Annotated in this window: 13 protein-coding genes; 1 reads left to right on the top strand and 12 read right to left on the bottom strand. The window is 64.1% G+C overall.

What is annotated here, in order from left to right:
- Positions 1-366: 366 nt before the first annotated feature.
- Together QCE64_RS28935 and QCE64_RS28930 are read right to left on the bottom strand one after the other, a co-directional pair.
- Positions 367-738: a DUF4148 domain-containing protein gene (locus QCE64_RS28935; RefSeq protein ID WP_309925736.1), complete on the bottom strand. Its 372-nt coding sequence runs from the start codon at positions 736-738 to the stop codon at positions 367-369.
- A 347-nt stretch (positions 739-1,085) separates the two neighbouring features.
- The gene (locus QCE64_RS28930; RefSeq protein WP_310008594.1) at positions 1,086-3,461 is read right to left on the bottom strand and encodes a penicillin acylase family protein; all 2,376 of its coding nucleotides are present in this window, start codon (positions 3,459-3,461) and stop codon (positions 1,086-1,088) included.
- A gap of 227 nt (positions 3,462-3,688) precedes the next feature.
- On the opposite strand from QCE64_RS28930, the gene QCE64_RS28925 reads away from it, so the two are divergent.
- Positions 3,689-4,063 carry a nuclear transport factor 2 family protein gene (locus QCE64_RS28925; protein WP_309925732.1) on the top strand — a complete coding sequence of 125 codons (375 nt, stop codon included), beginning with the start codon at positions 3,689-3,691 and terminating at the stop codon, positions 4,061-4,063.
- A gap of 22 nt (positions 4,064-4,085) precedes the next feature.
- Here the strand turns inward: QCE64_RS28925 and QCE64_RS28920 are convergent, their stop codons facing one another.
- The 10 genes from QCE64_RS28920 to QCE64_RS28875 form a co-directional block, all read right to left on the bottom strand.
- On the bottom strand, positions 4,086-4,361 hold the full coding sequence (locus QCE64_RS28920; RefSeq protein WP_310007625.1) for a LamG-like jellyroll fold domain-containing protein: 276 nt from the start codon (positions 4,359-4,361) through the stop codon (positions 4,086-4,088).
- Positions 4,362-4,483: 122 nt separating this feature from the next.
- On the bottom strand, positions 4,484-5,023 hold the full coding sequence (locus tag QCE64_RS28915) for a hypothetical protein (RefSeq protein ID WP_310007623.1): 540 nt from the start codon (positions 5,021-5,023) through the stop codon (positions 4,484-4,486).
- A 191-nt stretch (positions 5,024-5,214) separates the two neighbouring features.
- Entirely contained in the window at positions 5,215-6,768 is a 1,554-nt protein-coding gene (locus tag QCE64_RS28910; protein ID WP_310007620.1) for an AMP-binding protein, read from the bottom strand.
- 372 nt (positions 6,769-7,140) lie between these two features.
- The gene (locus QCE64_RS28905; RefSeq protein WP_309934441.1) at positions 7,141-8,043 is read right to left on the bottom strand and encodes an SMP-30/gluconolactonase/LRE family protein; all 903 of its coding nucleotides are present in this window, start codon (positions 8,041-8,043) and stop codon (positions 7,141-7,143) included.
- 15 nt (positions 8,044-8,058) lie between these two features.
- Positions 8,059-9,003 (bottom strand): 3-hydroxyacyl-CoA dehydrogenase, encoded by a 945-nt coding sequence (locus QCE64_RS28900; RefSeq protein ID WP_309934440.1) that lies wholly within the window; start codon positions 9,001-9,003, stop codon positions 8,059-8,061.
- Positions 9,004-9,028: 25 nt separating this feature from the next.
- Positions 9,029-11,128, bottom strand: a complete 2,100-nt coding sequence (locus QCE64_RS28895; protein WP_310007618.1) for an ABC transporter permease — start codon at positions 11,126-11,128, stop codon at positions 9,029-9,031.
- Positions 11,129-11,138: 10 nt separating this feature from the next.
- Positions 11,139-12,659, bottom strand: a complete 1,521-nt coding sequence (locus tag QCE64_RS28890; protein ID WP_309925719.1) for a sugar ABC transporter ATP-binding protein — start codon at positions 12,657-12,659, stop codon at positions 11,139-11,141.
- 7 nt (positions 12,660-12,666) lie between these two features.
- Positions 12,667-13,794 carry a sugar ABC transporter substrate-binding protein gene (locus tag QCE64_RS28885; RefSeq protein WP_310007616.1) on the bottom strand — a complete coding sequence of 376 codons (1,128 nt, stop codon included), beginning with the start codon at positions 13,792-13,794 and terminating at the stop codon, positions 12,667-12,669.
- A 38-nt stretch (positions 13,795-13,832) separates the two neighbouring features.
- Positions 13,833-14,606, bottom strand: coding sequence for an N-acyl homoserine lactonase family protein (locus tag QCE64_RS28880; protein WP_309934436.1), 774 nt, complete (start codon positions 14,604-14,606; stop codon positions 13,833-13,835).
- 14 nt (positions 14,607-14,620) lie between these two features.
- Positions 14,621-15,553, bottom strand: a complete 933-nt coding sequence (locus QCE64_RS28875; RefSeq protein WP_310007615.1) for a 3-keto-5-aminohexanoate cleavage protein — start codon at positions 15,551-15,553, stop codon at positions 14,621-14,623.
- Between the last annotated feature and the right edge of the window lie 8 nt (positions 15,554-15,561).

Here is a 15,561-nt window from a genome sequence, read left to right as displayed (position 1 = left end):
GAAACCGGTCGCTCACTCAACGTACTGACGATGATTAATCCGTCCTAAGACAGATAAACCTTCCTCTGATACTTCGTGTGAGACTCTTGATACTTTTGCCATTACCGATTCAAAGAACCGGCCGCACCCGCATCAAGCGCCCACACTTATCGGCTGTTAGTTTTTAAAGAGCATCGCGGAGAATTTCTGAAGCATTTCGCTTCGTTTCTTTCGCGCCGTCATTCAACGGGAGGCGAATTATGACCGGCGGATGAACGCCTGGTCAACCCCTTTCGCAAATTATTTTTCCGCACTCGTTTTGTGCGTTCGAAACCCGATTAACCCCACCCGAGTGTCGAACAGAGTCTCCCCGGCCAATACGCCGAATCAACTCCCGAAAAACGGCTTGCAAAATCCTGACGGACCGACGCAATCCATATCCGTCATCGATCCATGCTGCATCGGCATGTGCTTCGGGCCGGAACCCGCCGCCGCCGCGCCGGCCTGCGAGCCGCCGTAGGATTCATGGGCGTCGCCGGCAGCGGCGCGCTGTGCCGCGACCTTCGCTTCCGCGGCCTGGATGTCGTTCGGGTAGTTGGGTTCCTCGCCGGTCGCGGGCGAGTAGCCTGCTTGCTCGAGTTGAGCCAGTTCGGCTTTGACCTGGGCACGCGTGAGCGGTGCGTTGTGATCCTGCGCAAACACGAGCGACGACGATGCTGCGACGGCAAGCGACACGACAAAGGTAGCAATGGCCTTCATGATCTTCAGACTCCGACAGAAAAGGTTGACCGGATCGCAGGCGATCCACGGAACCTCATCGAACGCACAGGGCCCTTGCGCGGCTTCGACTCACTCGACCCAGGATTCAAGCTGAGAGGCTTCGATTGGTTAACCCAGGCATGACACGTTCTATTCCCTTCGGCAGGAAATAGAAGTGACGAGCGCGTCAGGGAGAGAAGAGAGGAAAGCGCGGGGACGAACCGGATGAGGAGTCCGGCAAGGCGCCAGCCAGCACCCGTCCACCGCGAGAGAATTGTGACGCAGAGCGGCTGAAAGATCATCGCCGCCTGCGTTGAAGCTGCCTTGCCGAACCCGCAACAATCAACTCAGCGCGAATCGGGCACCAGGTGCACCCGCTTCTCGGTTGCGGCTTCGACAGCCGCACGCGTGTACAGCAACGGGAAGTACTGTCCGTCGAGCCACATCTGCGCAAGATCGCGATAGTGCGGGTTGTCCGGATCGCCGGACTCGCCCGGAAGATTGACCGCACGCGAGTTGTCCCAGTTACCGACATCGACGACCACGCGGAACGAAGGCCCGTTGGTCTCACGGAAATCGCTCGCGCGATACGTGGACTGATTCGGCGTATAGGCGCTGCCACCCTTGCCGATGGGTCCGACGTTGAGCTTCGCGCGCATGTCCTGGTCGACGACATCAGCCAGCGGATGCGCGTTCAAGTTGGTCTGCAGCTTGCCCCATTTCCATTGACTTGCATCCGCGCCCTGCAGATGCCGCATCTCGACATACGCGTCATGCAGACTCGACAGCAGGACCCCGTTGCGCTTCCCTTGAGCATCGTCGCCAAAGCGTGTTTCTGGATGTTCGAGCGTGTCGAGCATGACAGCCGTATCGGGTGGGCCGAACGAAGCCGCCGCGTCCTTCGGCAACACCGCTTGCTTGAATGTGCGGCCGAGATGCCGCGACAACCACACCTCTTCCAGCGCGGCCTGCGGAGAACCTGCGCCCATGTGCGCGTCCCAGCCCTTCAACAGCGCGAGCGCGGCCCGCGTGTCTTCATCGTCGCTCGACAGCGGCGCGAGCAACGCAACGAGCCGTCGCGCCGGAATCGACACGTCGTCGTTCTGCAGGCGCTCCGAATCTTCGATCGACACCTTGGGCTGCGACTTCAACACCTCGTCGATGCGCTGATGCCGCGACCCGTTGGTCCATTCGAAGCCGAGCTTGTGCTCGGCATACGGATAGCCTGCCGGAAGATTCATTTCATTCGAGGTCGTGAAATAGCCTTGCGCGGGGTTATAAGCCGATGGCATCGCATCGCGCGGCCAGAAGCCGGCCCACTCGTAGCGGCCATCGCCGGGCACCGGCATGAGTCCGTCCCAGTTGGGGCGGACGGGCGCAAGTCCGCTCGGCACCCAGCCGATGTTGCCCTCCGTGTCCGCATAGACCTGATTCACGGTCGGCGCGCCCCACGTGGCCAGCGCGGCCTTGAACTGCGCATAGTTCTTTGCGCGCATGTAGCGCATCGAATCGAAGTAAGGCGACATGCCCGGCGACAGCCACGCAGTGCGCACCGCAAACGCGCGATGCTTGCTCTCTTCCGTGTAGATCACCGGCCCATGGCGCGTGAACAGCAGTTCCACGTTCACCGGCGCGCCAACGCGAACCGCGACCTGCTCGCGGACGACGCGCATCGGTTCCCACTTGCCCTTGTAGCGATATTCCCGCGGATTGGCCGGGTTCAGCTCGTACACATAAAGATCTTCCTGATCGATGTTGAAGATCGTGAGGCCGTAGGCGATCGAGCCGTTATGTCCGATCGAGATGCCCGGCGCCGAAGGCTCGCCCGCGCCGATGATGTCGAGCGTCGGCGTGCTGATCTGCTGGATGTAGCGCAGGCTCGGCGCGGCATAGGCGCGATGCGGATCGTTCGCCATGATCGCGCGGCCAGTGGCCGACTTTGATGGCGCGATCACCCAGTTGTTGCTGCCCTCGGTGACCTCCTCGGGGTTCTCGGCGGCTGCGATGACAGTGGTCGCCGCGTCAGCGCTTTTCATGGACTCCCGGGTCACATGCACGCCCTGTGTGGCCAGCGTGAAGACCTTGAGGACATCGTCGGGCAGACAGGGATCGAGGCCCGCGGGCATCTCGGGTTTCCACGGCGGCTGCAATCCGAAACGCACGGAATCCGCATCGAGCGAACTCTTGCAGGTCACGCGTGCGCGCGCGACTTCACTCGTCAGATTGCGCGTCAGACCATGGCTGCGGATGCGCACGACATCGTCCGGATTCCACTTCGCCGGCCAGTAGCCGATCTTGCGAAACTCGTAGGGCATGCGGTCCGGATGCGCCGCCAGCCAGTCGATATACGCATTCACGCCCGCCGCGTAGCGCGTGGCCGCCGGTCTGGCATCGGGCCCGTAGCGTTGCCATTCGGTCTTCATGTCGCCGCGATAAAGAAAGAGCCGCGTCGCCTTGTCCTGCTCGATGTACGCGGGACCGAACACCTCCGACAACTCGCCGAGACCGCGCCTGCGCCAGAGATCGATCTGGAAGAGCCGGTCGCGTGCCGCGTTGAAGCCTTGCACGAAGAACGCGTCGCTGTCGTTGGCCGCGAAGATATGCGGCACACCCCAACGGTCGACAAGAATGTCGGCGGGCTGTGCAAGCCCTGCGACAGCGATGGTTTCATCTCCGGTGGCGATGTCCGCGCGGGCTGTCTGCATGGCCGTTGATCCGATCATCAGCGTACCGACGATCAGGCCCGTCATCCGTTGTCTCTTGCTTGCCTTCATGCGAGCGTCTCCGTTCTTATGTGCTGGTCAGAGCTGCAGTGATATCGCAATGTAATGCATGCGCAAGGGTCCGCATGAAGGGTTACATTTCGATACATAGGCGTGAGAGGCTTTACGGAGTCTTTGTCGAGGCGAAAGAGCGCCAATCGTCGTCAACGGAAACCGGGAGATTGCGCATGAACGACACCTATCCTGAACCAGCCGCCACCGCGCGACAGGTGTATGAGGCGTATGTGAACAAGGACCGCGAGGCCATCGAACAGTTGATTGCCGATGACTTCCATTTCACCAGTCCGCGTGACAACCGACTGAACCGCGCCACGTACCTTGCGCGCTGCTGGCCGAATGCACACACGGTCGATCGCTTCGATTTCGTGCATCTCATACAGGACGGAGCGCGTGTGTTCGTGACCTACGATCTGCGCACGCGGGAAGGCAGCGCCTTCCGCAACACGGAGATCCTCACCATTCGTGACGGCAAGCTGATCGAGGCGGAAGTCTTCTTCGGCTGGATGATTCCGCATGAAGCGGCGGACGGGGGATCGCTATAAGACATCCTGGGTTGCGCATCGCCTATGGCATCCACTGCGCCAAACCGGATGCGGGCATCCCGGCTTGCGCCTGATTCTGGCTCGCCGTCAAAGCCTGATTGGTCATGACGACGTGCGCAAGACGCCCCATGATGTTGCCGCCCTGCGGCTGGCCCACGCCCGTGATCCAGAAGGGAGCGGCCCAGCCTCCCGAGCCCGACGCGACACCGTTGACGTAGACGGTGACCGTGCCCGCCTGGCGCTTCACGGTGACATGCGTCCATGCATCGCCCGGAATGGCGATGGAGCTCGTCGCCATGTCGGACGAACCGCCATACAGACGGGGTAGGACGAATAGAAATTGACGTTCATGCCGTTCGTGCCTGAGAACAGCACGTTTGCGTTGGTCGAGCGGCCTGTTCGTGTTGGACGCGGTGTCCGTCAGGGACAGGTAATACCAGTCTCCGCGCTTGAACACGAAAGGCGATTCCGTCTCGTCACCTGTCCGGGGCAGTTGCCGTTGTTGTCGCGCCCGCTGGTGAAGAGCAGATAAGCTGTTCCGCGCGCCTTGATCGACGACGACGCCCACGCCGTGCATGCCGCGCCGCTTCGGTCATGAAATTGCGCGAGCGGCGCATCCTGCCCGTCCGGCTGGACAGTCGGGTAAGCGGCTGAAGGACTGACAGGAACCGGCGGATAGAGGCTCGACAGCACGGTGTGATACAGCGCATGTTCCTGGCCGTTGCCGCCTCCGTTTATGCCGATGACATGCCAGTTGCCGTCTTCACCTTGAATGACTGTGTGATCGTTGGAGTATTGCAGCGGGCCGGGAATGGTCGGGCTCGCAAGGGTTTGCCACGAGGCGGCATCGGACGCCGGAATCTCGAAAGAAGGCGAGGCGTATGCTGCCGGGCTTGTTCCGTTCGCTTCGGCCGCCACATTGACCCGCGGCGCCGCCTGCAACGTGGCGGCAGCCGCCACCCGATGCAAGGTTCCGGCGCTGGAGCCCGGAAAGGTCCTGCCGTCGCACGCAGCCTGCAACGCAACGAAGAGTAAGACTGCAAAAAGCAAGACAGCGCAACCATTCATGTGATCCCCTGAATCCGATCGTTTCAGGGTACGGCATGACTACGCAGCGCCACTTTTCATTGAGTCAAATTCCGTCAAAATCATCAGGGGCCTGACCTTGGGGACGTCGTGCCCAGCCGATGCTTGAGTATCTTGCCGCTCGCGGCCGCGGGCAGCGCGTCGAGGATGGTGATCGTGGCGGGCCGCTTGTACGGTGCAAGGCGTGCGCTGGTCCAGTCCGCCAGTTCATGCTCCGCGCATTGCGCGCCGGGCCGCAGTTCGACGAACGCGAGCACCTCCTCATTGCCCTCGACACTGCGTCCGATCACCGCCGAATGCAGCACGGCCGGATGCCCATTCAATACCTGTTCGACTTCCGCCGGATAAACGTTGAAGCCCGAGCGAATGATCAACTCCTTGCCACGCCCGACGATATACAGATTGCCCTGCTCGATGCGCGCCAGATCGCCGGTCCGGAGCCAGCCATCGAGCGTCACGGTCGCTGCCGTCTGCGCCGGATCGCGGTAATAGCCGAGCATCACGTTCGGTCCGCGCACCCAGAGTTCACCGACGTCATCCACTGTGCCATCGGCCTGTTCTTCGAGCGGCACGATGCGCGTCTCCACGCCGGGAATAGGCGGTCCTACCGATGCATCGCGCGCCGGCGCATCGAGCATCGTGTTGGAGACAGTCGGGCTGCTCTCGGTCATGCCGTACCCGTTGTGCAGGGGCAGACCATAGAACCGTTCGGCGGCGCTCTTGAGCGGCATGTCGAGGGGCGAACCGCCGCTATACACGAAGCGCAATGCAGGCGCATTCAGACCGCCGCGCGTGCTGAAGAAATCGATGAGCTTCGCGTGCATCGCGGGCACGCCCTGGAAGATCGTGATGTGCTCGTCACGCAGCACCTGGCCCGTGTGTTGCACATCGAAGCGCGGCGCGAGCCTCAGCGTGGCGCCGGCATACAGCGAACCAAGGCACACCGAAGCCAGCCCGAACACGTGCGACACCGGCAACACCGCATACACGCGGTCCTCGGGGCTCACGCGGCGCAAGGTGCTCGACATCGCCGCGACAAACAGCAGATTGCGATGCGACAGCATCACGCCCTTCGGTGCGCCCGTGGTGCCTGTCGTGTAGATGAGCGCGGCGCATTGCCGGTCTGCGGGCAGTCCATGCGCTTCCTGTGCGGCGCCGGCATCGACGGCACCGAGCGCGAACGCGCCTATCGGCACCGTGTCGAGTGCTTCGACGCGCGCACACGCGCGCTGCGCGTGACGCTCGGCATCGGCGGATGCATCGACGGTGAAGAACGACAGACGCGGTCGCGCATGCGCCTTGATCCCATCGATCTCGATGGCGGTCAGGCGCGCGTTCGTCAGCAGCGCCCACGCTTCGAGCCGGCTGACGGCGAACAGCGCGACGACGAGCGCCACGCTGTTCTCGCCGATCAACATCACGCGATCGCCGGCCCGCACGCCCGCTGACGCAAGCCGCGCGGCCAGGGCATCGACAGCGCGATCCAGTTCGCCGTAGCTCAGCTCGCGCGCGTCCTCGCGCAACGCAATGCGTTGAGGCTGAGTGCGCGCGGCGCGCGTGACGATCGCATCGATGCGCTCGGGCAGCGACGCAATAAAGCGTTCAGTGTCGATGCTCATGTCAGGTGACTGTTCGTGATCCAGGGCTCGCATGATAGCGCGGACGCACACCTGGCCAAGCGTGCGCGCCGCGCGGCTTCTTCATACCCGGCTATGAACGATCGTCGAGCGAAATCTCGATCGTGTGATTGCCCGAGAGACCTTTCGGGACGACGTTGGATGTCAAGACTCTCCAATCATGTCTGGGCTCACCAAACGCTTTTTCGTCTTGATTATTCGAGACCAACTCAGAATGTTATCGGGAGATATAACACGCTTTCGACATCAAGTTTTCTTATTGAGCGTTCGCCACGGCCTGATTTGATATTCACTTTATTTTCTTGATCAGGCGCTCGATCAAACGGACCAGACGGAAGCATCGTGATCCTGCAATCACCCCGCAAAGCGCGGCTCAGGCAAACCACGCACACCGAGTCCGGTCACCGCAAACAAGCCGCCCTTGTCGCGCTCTTTCTGCGGAATGCCCCACATTGGGCGGCCCATCGTCGAGACATAGAGCGTATCGAGACCAGGACCGCCGAACATCACGCTAGTCAGATTGCGCACTGGAAACGGCACGACGCGGTCGAGCGTGCCGTCCGGCGCATATCGCAGGATGCGCCCGCCGAACACGAGCGCGGACCACACATAACCTTCTTCGTCGACGGTCGCGCCGTCGAAGGTGCCCGCCATATCACGCGCCGATGCAAACAGACGCCGCTTCGTCGCCGCCCCGGTTTCGATGTCGTAGTCGTACGCGTACATCTCGCGGCTGTAGGTGTCGGTGAAATAGAAAGTCTGGTTGTCAGGGCTCCAGCACGGTCCGTTCGAGCACGTGATGCCGCTGTCCAGGCGCGTCACGCGGCCATCCGGATCGAGCCTGTAAAGACCGCCGCTGCGCGTCGAGCGCTGGCCGCGATCGGCATCGTAGCGATCGAAGTCATAAGCCATCGTGCCCGCGATGAAACGCCCGCGCCGGTCCACCTTGCCGTCGTTGAAGCGCGTCTCGGGATCGTCGCTTTCCGGGTCGGCGATGAACTGCACTGTCTGCGCGTCGAAGTCATAGAAATGCAGGCCGTTCGCCAGCGCCACGACCGCGCCGCCCTGCTCGCGCAACGCCATCGAACCGATATGACGCGGCACGAAATAACGCTGCACGTCGCTGCCGTCCGCGCGGCAGCTATAGATCTCGGCGGCCGTGCTGTCGATCCAGTACAGCCGCTCCTCCTTCACGTCCCACAGCGGGCCTTCTCCGAGGTGATTGTTTGCATCGACCAGCAAGCGTACTTCGGGCATCGTCGTCTCCCTGGGTCAACTGTCGCCGTCCTTCAGATCGCGGCGGTGCGCCAGCAGCGCCATCAGGCGCCGGTCGCGCCAGCGGCTGCGTTCCTCGATACGCTCGCGCGGCAACACCGCACGACGCTCGGCGTCCAGTCTGTCGAGCGTCGCTTGCGGCCAGTCGAACGCCTTGCGCCCCGCCGCAATGCTGCGATACGTGCCGCCATAGCGCGCCGCGTAATCGGCCACGCCGCCTGGCGCGTTGAGATCGATGGTCTCGAACGGACCCATGAACGACCAGCGCATCGCGAGACCGTCGCGCATCACGGTATCGAGATCCGCCGCGCTCGCATAACCTTGCTCGTAGAGACTCAAGGCTTCCTCCAGCAACGCGCCTTGCAGGCGGTTCAACAGGAAGCCCGATATCTCGCGATTCACCGTCACGGGCTGCTGCCCCGCCGCCTCGTAGAGCACGCGGGCGCGTTGCAGCGCGTCCGGCGCGGTCCACGGCGCGCCGCACAACTCCACCAGTGGCACGAGCGACGGCGGATTCACCGGATGCGCGACGAAGCATCGCGCGCGGCCTTGCAAGCCCTCCGTGAAGCTCGATGCCGGCAGACCCGACGTCGAACTGGCGAGCAGCGCGTCGGGCTTCGTCAGGCGGTCCAGTTCGCTGAACAGCGCGCGCTTCGCTTCGACCACTTCGGCGATGTTCTCCTGCACGAGATCGGCATCGGCGACGGCGTCCGCAAGCTGTTCGCAAGTCGTGATACGCGCGACGACCGCATCGACCGGTTCGTCGATCAGCTTGAACGAGGCGAGATCCTCGACGCTCTCGCGGATCGCGGGCAGCGCGCCGGACAGCATCTCGGGCGCCGCGTCATGAAGCTTCACGTCGAAGCCGCTCCTGGCAAACACGATCGACCACGCGCGGCCGATGCGTCCCGAACCGATCACCGCAATCCTGTGCGCTTGCATCCGCTCTGCTCCTTTGAAGGTTGGGTCAGCCCTTCTTGTCCCGCAGCGTGATGACGGCCGCGAGCACGACGAGCCCGTTGATGATGTCGCGCACGGCCGGCGGCACGGTCGTACCCGCGAGCAGCGTGCCGAGTGCGGTCAGCAGCAATGCGCCGCCGAACACGCCGAGATAGTGACCGCGCCCGCCGGTGATGAGCGCACCGCCGACCACGACCACCGCAATCGAGGGCAGCAGATAAGGATCGCCCATGCCGAGGAAAGCCTGCGAACTGAAACCGGCGAGCAGCAGGCCGACCAGAGCCGAGCACAGCCCGGACAGGCAATACACCGCGATCAGCGTGACGCCGACGCGCACGCCCGAGAGCCGCGCGGCCGCGGGCGAATTACCGACCGCATACACGCGCCGCCCGAACGGCGTGCGATGCAGCAGCAGCAACGCGACGACGAGAAACACCGGCACGCTCCACGCGGCAAGAGACAGGGGCCCGATGCGGCCGTTGGTGAACTCGCTGATGCCGGGCGGCGACCAGCCTTGCGGCGAGCCGTTGCAATAGATCAGCGTGAGGCCTTGCAGCAGACCGTTCGCGGCGAGCGTGACGACGATGGGCGGCAAGCCCAGCATCACCACGCCGACGCCGTTGAACACGCCCACCAGCAAGCCGACAACCAGCACCACCGGCACGGCCCACACGGCCGCGCCGTTCATGCCGTGCGTCAGCCCGGTAAGCAGCACGCCGGACAGCGTGATGAGCCAGGGCATCGACAGGTCGAGACCGCCGGTCAGGATGACGGCGCCCTGCCCGAGACCGAGGATCGCGAGGAACAGCGTCAGCGTAAGCAAGCTGCTGTAGAAGTTCGCGCTTGCCAGCACGCCGGGGCCGTAGACGATCGCCGTGATGACGACCACGCCGAAGAACAGCACATACGCCGGCACGACATACTTGACCCATTCGCGATTGCGCTCGATCCAGTCCGCAATCGGCCGTCCCTTCAGCTCCGTGTTCTCCAGCGCGCGAAAGTCGTTGACCTCAAACTTCACGCGGCGCGCATTGCGATCGTCGCGCGCACGCGTGCCGGTGCGTACCGCCTTCAGCCACTGTGCCGCATGCCGGGCGCATTCGTGCGCAGCCGATTGCTTGCCGATCGACGAGCCCAGCACCGCGAGAATCAGGATCACGGCTTCTGCGATCGTCGTGAAGAACGCGGAGACGTTCAGCACCAGCAGGATGTTCACGGTGATCATCAGCGTCATGGCGGCGAACACGGTGCCGACGCAACCGCCTCGTCCGCCGCCCAGCAAGGTGCCGCCGAGCACCACGGCGGTGAACATCGAAAGCAGCAGCGGACGGCCGACGAGCGGATCGGCCGAACCCGTCTGCGCCGACACATACAGCCCCGCCGCCGCGTAGAACATGCCCGCGAGCGCATAGGTCGCGACCCGGTAGCGCGTGACCGGCATGCCGTTCGCGTAGGCGCCGTCCGGGTCGCTGCCGAGCGCATACAGGCCCACGCCGAAGCGCGTGCGCCGCACGAACGACCAGACCAGCAGCGCGAGAATCAGCAAGGCGGCGGACATCGGCAGCTTGTCGGGAATGAGATCAGACGTGAGCACGCCGCCGAACTGTTCGCCGACGCTTCCGCCCGGCTTGTTCTGGATCAGCAGCGTGACGCCCTGCACCATGAACATGGTCGCGAGCGTGACGACGATCGACTGCAACCTGAACCACGCGATGAGCGCGCCGTTGACCAGCCCGATGCCGCCGCCGATCGCAAGGATCAGCGCGACGCCCGCCCATTGCTCGACGGGCGAGCCCTGCACGAAGCGCACGGCGAGCACGTTGGCGAGCGACACCACCGCGGACGCCGACAGATCGAAGCCGCCCGACAGCACGACGATGGTCTGTCCGATGGCCGCGAGTGCGAGCGTGGTCGCGCTCGATATGACGGAGCCGATGTCATACAGGCCCACGGGCGTCGCGGACAGCGCGATCCATGCGCCGAGCATCGCGAGCAGCGCGCACACGGCGATGATGAGCCCGCGATGATGATCGATGCGCGCGCCCCATCCCACGCGCGCGCCCGGGCGCACGATCTCGCTGTCGGGAGCGGCAACGGCAGTCTTCATGAAGCACCTCTCAGCTGGAAAGCATCTTGCGCATCACGTTCTCTTCGGTGAGCGCCTCGCCCGACAACTCGCCCGCATTGCGGCCGCGATACATCACCGACACGCAATCGCACACGTTGACGAGTTCGGGCACGTCGGTCGAATAGAACAGCACGGCGCCGCCGGCGGCGGCGAAGGCGCGCATCAGCACGAAGATCTGATGCTTGGTGCCGACGTCGATGCCGCGCGTCGGATCGAACATCAACCAGACGCGGCTTTGCGTGAGCAGCCACTTGGCCATCGCGATCTTCTGCTGGTTGCCGCCCGAGAACGACAGGCACGGCTTGTAGAGCGCACGCGGATTCACTTCCATCTGCGCGAGCGAGCGCCGGATCGCGGCCTGTTCGCGCTTGCGGTCGATCAGCCCGAAACGCGCATAGCGGCCGATCACCGGCAGCGATACGTTCTCTCCGCCCGGCAACCGCAGGAACAGGCCTTCGGTCTTGCGGTCCTCCGGCAGGAAGCCCGTCGATACGCCGGCCTTCAGCGAGTCCGCCGTGGAGGTCAGCGTGACCGGTTTGCCGTCGATGCGCAGTTCGCCTTCATCCAGATACGCCGCGCCGAACAGCGCCTCGAACAGTTCGCGCTGGCCCATGCCCTGCAATGCCGCGATGCCGTGGACCTCGCCCGCGCGCAGCGTCAGATCGAAGTCGCTCACCACGCCGTCGATGCGCACGCCGCGCGCTTCCAGCGCAGGCGCTGCCTCCGCCACAGCCGAAGCAGGCGGCGCGACCTTCGGCGGATATTTCGCCTCCAGCGAGCGGCCGATCACGAGCCGGATGACTTCATCGTCCGAGATCGCGGCGGTATCGAACGCACCTACATCGCGGCCATTGCGATACACCGTAAGGCTGTCGCAGAACTCGCGCACTTCCTGCATCCGATGCGAGATGAACACGAAGGTCACGCCCTTCGCCTTCAGTTCCTCGATGCGTCGCGCCAGCCATGCGACATCGCGGCCCGAGAGCGCCGAGGTCGGCTCGTCGAGCAGCAGCACGTCCGGCTCGCGCGCGATGGCCTTCGCAATCTCGATCTTCTGCCGCACCGGCAAGGACAGATCGCGGATATAGGCGCCGGGCCGCACGTCGTCGAGTTCGAGACGTTCGAGCCATTCCGCCGTGCGGCGCTGCGCCTCGCGCGCCCGGATGCGCCCGAAGAGACCCGTCGGCTCATGAGCCAGCAGCAGGTTCTGCGCGACCGTCAGATCGCGCACCAGCGTCATTTCCTGGAAGGCCGTCTGCACGCCGGCGCGATGCGCGTCCTGCGGGCTTTTCATCGTCACGTCGCGGCCCATCACGCGCATGCTGCCCGCGTCCGGCGCGATCAGCCCCGACAGCAGCTTGACCGTGGTCGACTTGCCCGCGCCGTTCTCGCCGAGCAACGCATGCACCGCGCCGCGCTTCACGCGGAACGACGCGCCGTCGAGCGCGACGGTCGCGCCGAAGCGCTTCGTCACGTTCGCGAGATCGATGGCCAGCGCCGCATCGTTCATGATCGCCTCAGTCCTGATTGCCGGTGAGCGCCGCGTTGAAGCCGACTTCCTTCGTGTCTTCCGAATAGATGTCGGCGAACCAGCCGGGCGGCACCTTGTCAGGCGGGAATGCGGTGCAACCGGCCTTCAGTTCGTCGATGCTGCCGGTCTTGCACAGCTTCGATTCGCCGGTCAGCACCAGCGGCAGCTTGAGCGTCACGCGCGCCGGAAAGTCCCCGCCGTCGAGCTTCTTCACGGCCATCTTGAGCGCCATCGCGCCGGAGTACGGCGGCGCGCCATACGAGATCGACCGATAGCCAATGGAACGGTACGCGCCCTGTCCCTTGACCTCGCCCGGCGGCAGCATCTGCACGCGATGCCCGTTCGACGATTCCCCCGCGCACGGCTTGATCTTGTCGTCGGCGATGCCCGCGTCCAGCTGCATCGACGCCGCCGTGAAGCAGCCCACCTGCATCCACAGCCCGTCGATCTTGTCCCAGCTGTTGGTCGCGAGGATCTTCGAGAGTTCGGTCTTCGCGGTGGCCTGGCTCCACATGCCGGTGCCCTCCGCGACGATCTTGATGCCCGGGAACTTCGCGAACACGGCCTTGGCCGCTTCCGTGCGGGCACGGTCCACCGAGGTGCCCGGCACGCCATTGATGAGCACGATGTTGCCCTTGCCGTTCAAGGTCTTCGCGAGCCATTCGGCGGTGACGGTGCCGGCCTGATGCTGGTCGATGGTCACGTTGTGCGCGCACGGCTCGGTAACTTCGCCGTCATAGGCCGCGACCACGACGCCCTTCGAGCAGGCGTTCTTGATCGCGCGGTTGAGCGCGGTCGGCGAGATCGGATAGATGACGATGGCCTTCGCGCCTGCCTGCACCATCGAGTTGATCTGCTGGATCTGCTTCTGCGCGTCCGTGCCCGCGACCTGCACTTCGAGGTCCACTTTGTCCTTGAGCGCGGGCGTGTTGGCCATGGCCTTGACCATGTTGGCCGCTTCCGTCTGCCAGTCGTTGCCGACATAGCTCATCGACAGGAAGATCTTGTACTTGCCCGCCGCATGCGCCTGCATCGGAACCGCGAGGCTTGCGGCAAACATCAGGCCGAGCGCTACCCGGCCCGCATGACGAATCGATTGCGTCCATGCTTTCATGTCATCCTCCGGTGCTTCGTTATTGGTTTTGCCGTGCGTTATTTCGCGACGTGAGGCAAGCGCGCGCTGGCGGGCAACGCGATACCCGCGCTACCGGGCACGACATTCGGGTCGTGTCCGGGTATGACCAAGTCCGCGATCTGGCGAATGCGCGTGAGCGAAGCCATCTCCGCGAAAGTCTCGTGCACGATGCCCACCGGCACGAGATCGACGATGTTCTCCATGCAGTTCGCGCAATCGCCCGCGATCAGCACGACGCCTTCCGCCGTATCCACCGCCACCGACTGATGCCCCGGCGTGTGTCCTGGCGTCGGCACGACGCGCACGCCGGGCACGATGTCGGTCACGCCGTGGACGAACTGCCAGCGAAAATACGCGAGCGGCTCGCGGCCGATCAGGAACTCCTGGTAGTACGTGGCTTGCGTGGGCAGCGGATGGCCCGCGTATTCCCACTCCTTCGCCTGCACGACGAAGCGCGCGTTCCTGAACAGTGTGTTGCCGCCTGAATGGTCGTAGTGCAGATGCGTGTTGATGACGATATCGACTTCGTCCGCGCTCCAGCCCACGTACTCCTTCAGCGCGCGTTCGAGCTTTTCCTCCGGCGCCTGATCGCACGGACAGACGAAGTTCGAGACCCAGCCCGGATCGTGGATGCCGGTATCCACGACGATCTTCTTCGCCGCACCGACGATCGCCGTGGACCACACCGGCACCTTCATCTGCTGGCCGAAGTAGCGGCCATACACCTGCGACGAGCGATCGACGGTAAGCCAGCCGGTCGGCATCGCGACTACTTTGAGCATGGCGTTCACGCTGCCCTCCGCGGTCAGAAGTTGGTGTCGCCGCCGCCCTTGAGCGCGAGCATCGCGCGTGCTTCGGCGGGCGTCGCGATCTCGAGCGACAGGCCTTCGATCACCTGGCGGATCTTGCGCACCTGCGCGGCGCTCGAATCCGCGAGCTTGCCCGGTTCGAGCCACAGCGAATCCTCCAGGCCCACGCGCACGTTCGAACCCTGCGCCACGCCGATCGAGCCGAGCGGCAGCTGGTTGCGGCCTGCGCCGAGGATCGACCAGACATAGTCGCTGCCAAACAGGCGGTCCGCTGTGCGGCGCATGTGCGCGAGGTCTTCCGGATGCGCGCCGATGCCGCCCAGCAGACCGAACACGCTCTGCACGAAGAACGGCGGCTTCGCCAGCTTGCGGTCCACGAAATGCGCGAGGTTGTAGAGATGCGAGATGTCGTAGCACTCGTACTCGAAGCGCGTGCCGTTCGCGCTGCACGAGGTCAGGATGTACTCGATGTCCGCGAACGTGTTCTTGAAGACGAGGTCGCGACTGTTCTCCAGATGCTTGCGCTCCCACTCGTACTTGAGATCCTTGAAGCGCTCGAGCATCGGATACAGGCCGAAGTTCATCGAGCCCATGTTGAGCGACGCCACTTCCGGCTTGAAGTGATGCGCGGGCTTCAGGCGTTCGGCCACCGTCATGTGCGGACTGCCGCCCGTCGTGATGTTGATGACCGCATCGGTCTCGGCCTTGATGCGCGGCAGGAACTGCTGGAACACGGCCGGGTCCTGGGTCGGATGACCGTCGTCGGGATCGCGGGCGTGCAGGTGCAGGATCGCGGCGCCTTCGCGCGCGGCGGCGAGCGCGGCGTCGCCGATCTGCTGCGGCGTGAGCGGCAGATACGGCGACATGGAAGGCGTGTGGATCGCGCCGGTCGGCGCGCAGGTGATGATGACCTTGCGTTTCGTTGCCATGCTGTCCT

The organism is Caballeronia sp. LZ043 (assembly GCF_031451075.1).
Lineage (GTDB): Bacteria > Pseudomonadota > Gammaproteobacteria > Burkholderiales > Burkholderiaceae > Caballeronia.
The sequence above is the reverse complement of the archived record's forward strand: the minus strand, read 5'-3'. Positions and strand labels throughout refer to the sequence as shown.

What these genes read in the sequence shown, in the direction of transcription:
- QCE64_RS28875 (WP_310007615.1), bottom strand. Translation starts at nt 15,553, where the DNA reads ATGGCAACGAAACGCAAGGTCATCATCACCTGCGCGCCGACCGGCGCG.
- QCE64_RS28900 (WP_309934440.1), bottom strand. Translation starts at nt 9,003, where the DNA reads ATGCAAGCGCACAGGATTGCGGTGATCGGTTCGGGACGCATCGGCCGC.
- QCE64_RS28935 (WP_309925736.1), bottom strand. Translation starts at nt 738, where the DNA reads ATGAAGGCCATTGCTACCTTTGTCGTGTCGCTTGCCGTCGCAGCATCG.
- QCE64_RS28910 (WP_310007620.1), bottom strand. Translation starts at nt 6,768, where the DNA reads ATGAGCATCGACACTGAACGCTTTATTGCGTCGCTGCCCGAGCGCATC.
- QCE64_RS28920 (WP_310007625.1), bottom strand. Translation starts at nt 4,361, where the DNA reads ATGGCGACGAGCTCCATCGCCATTCCGGGCGATGCATGGACGCATGTC.
- QCE64_RS28890 (WP_309925719.1), bottom strand. Translation starts at nt 12,659, where the DNA reads ATGAACGATGCGGCGCTGGCCATCGATCTCGCGAACGTGACGAAGCGC.
- QCE64_RS28930 (WP_310008594.1), bottom strand. Translation starts at nt 3,461, where the DNA reads ATGATCGGATCAACGGCCATGCAGACAGCCCGCGCGGACATCGCCACC.
- QCE64_RS28925 (WP_309925732.1), top strand. Translation starts at nt 3,689, where the DNA reads ATGAACGACACCTATCCTGAACCAGCCGCCACCGCGCGACAGGTGTAT.
- QCE64_RS28885 (WP_310007616.1), bottom strand. Translation starts at nt 13,794, where the DNA reads ATGAAAGCATGGACGCAATCGATTCGTCATGCGGGCCGGGTAGCGCTC.
- QCE64_RS28905 (WP_309934441.1), bottom strand. Translation starts at nt 8,043, where the DNA reads ATGCCCGAAGTACGCTTGCTGGTCGATGCAAACAATCACCTCGGAGAA.
- QCE64_RS28895 (WP_310007618.1), bottom strand. Translation starts at nt 11,128, where the DNA reads ATGAAGACTGCCGTTGCCGCTCCCGACAGCGAGATCGTGCGCCCGGGC.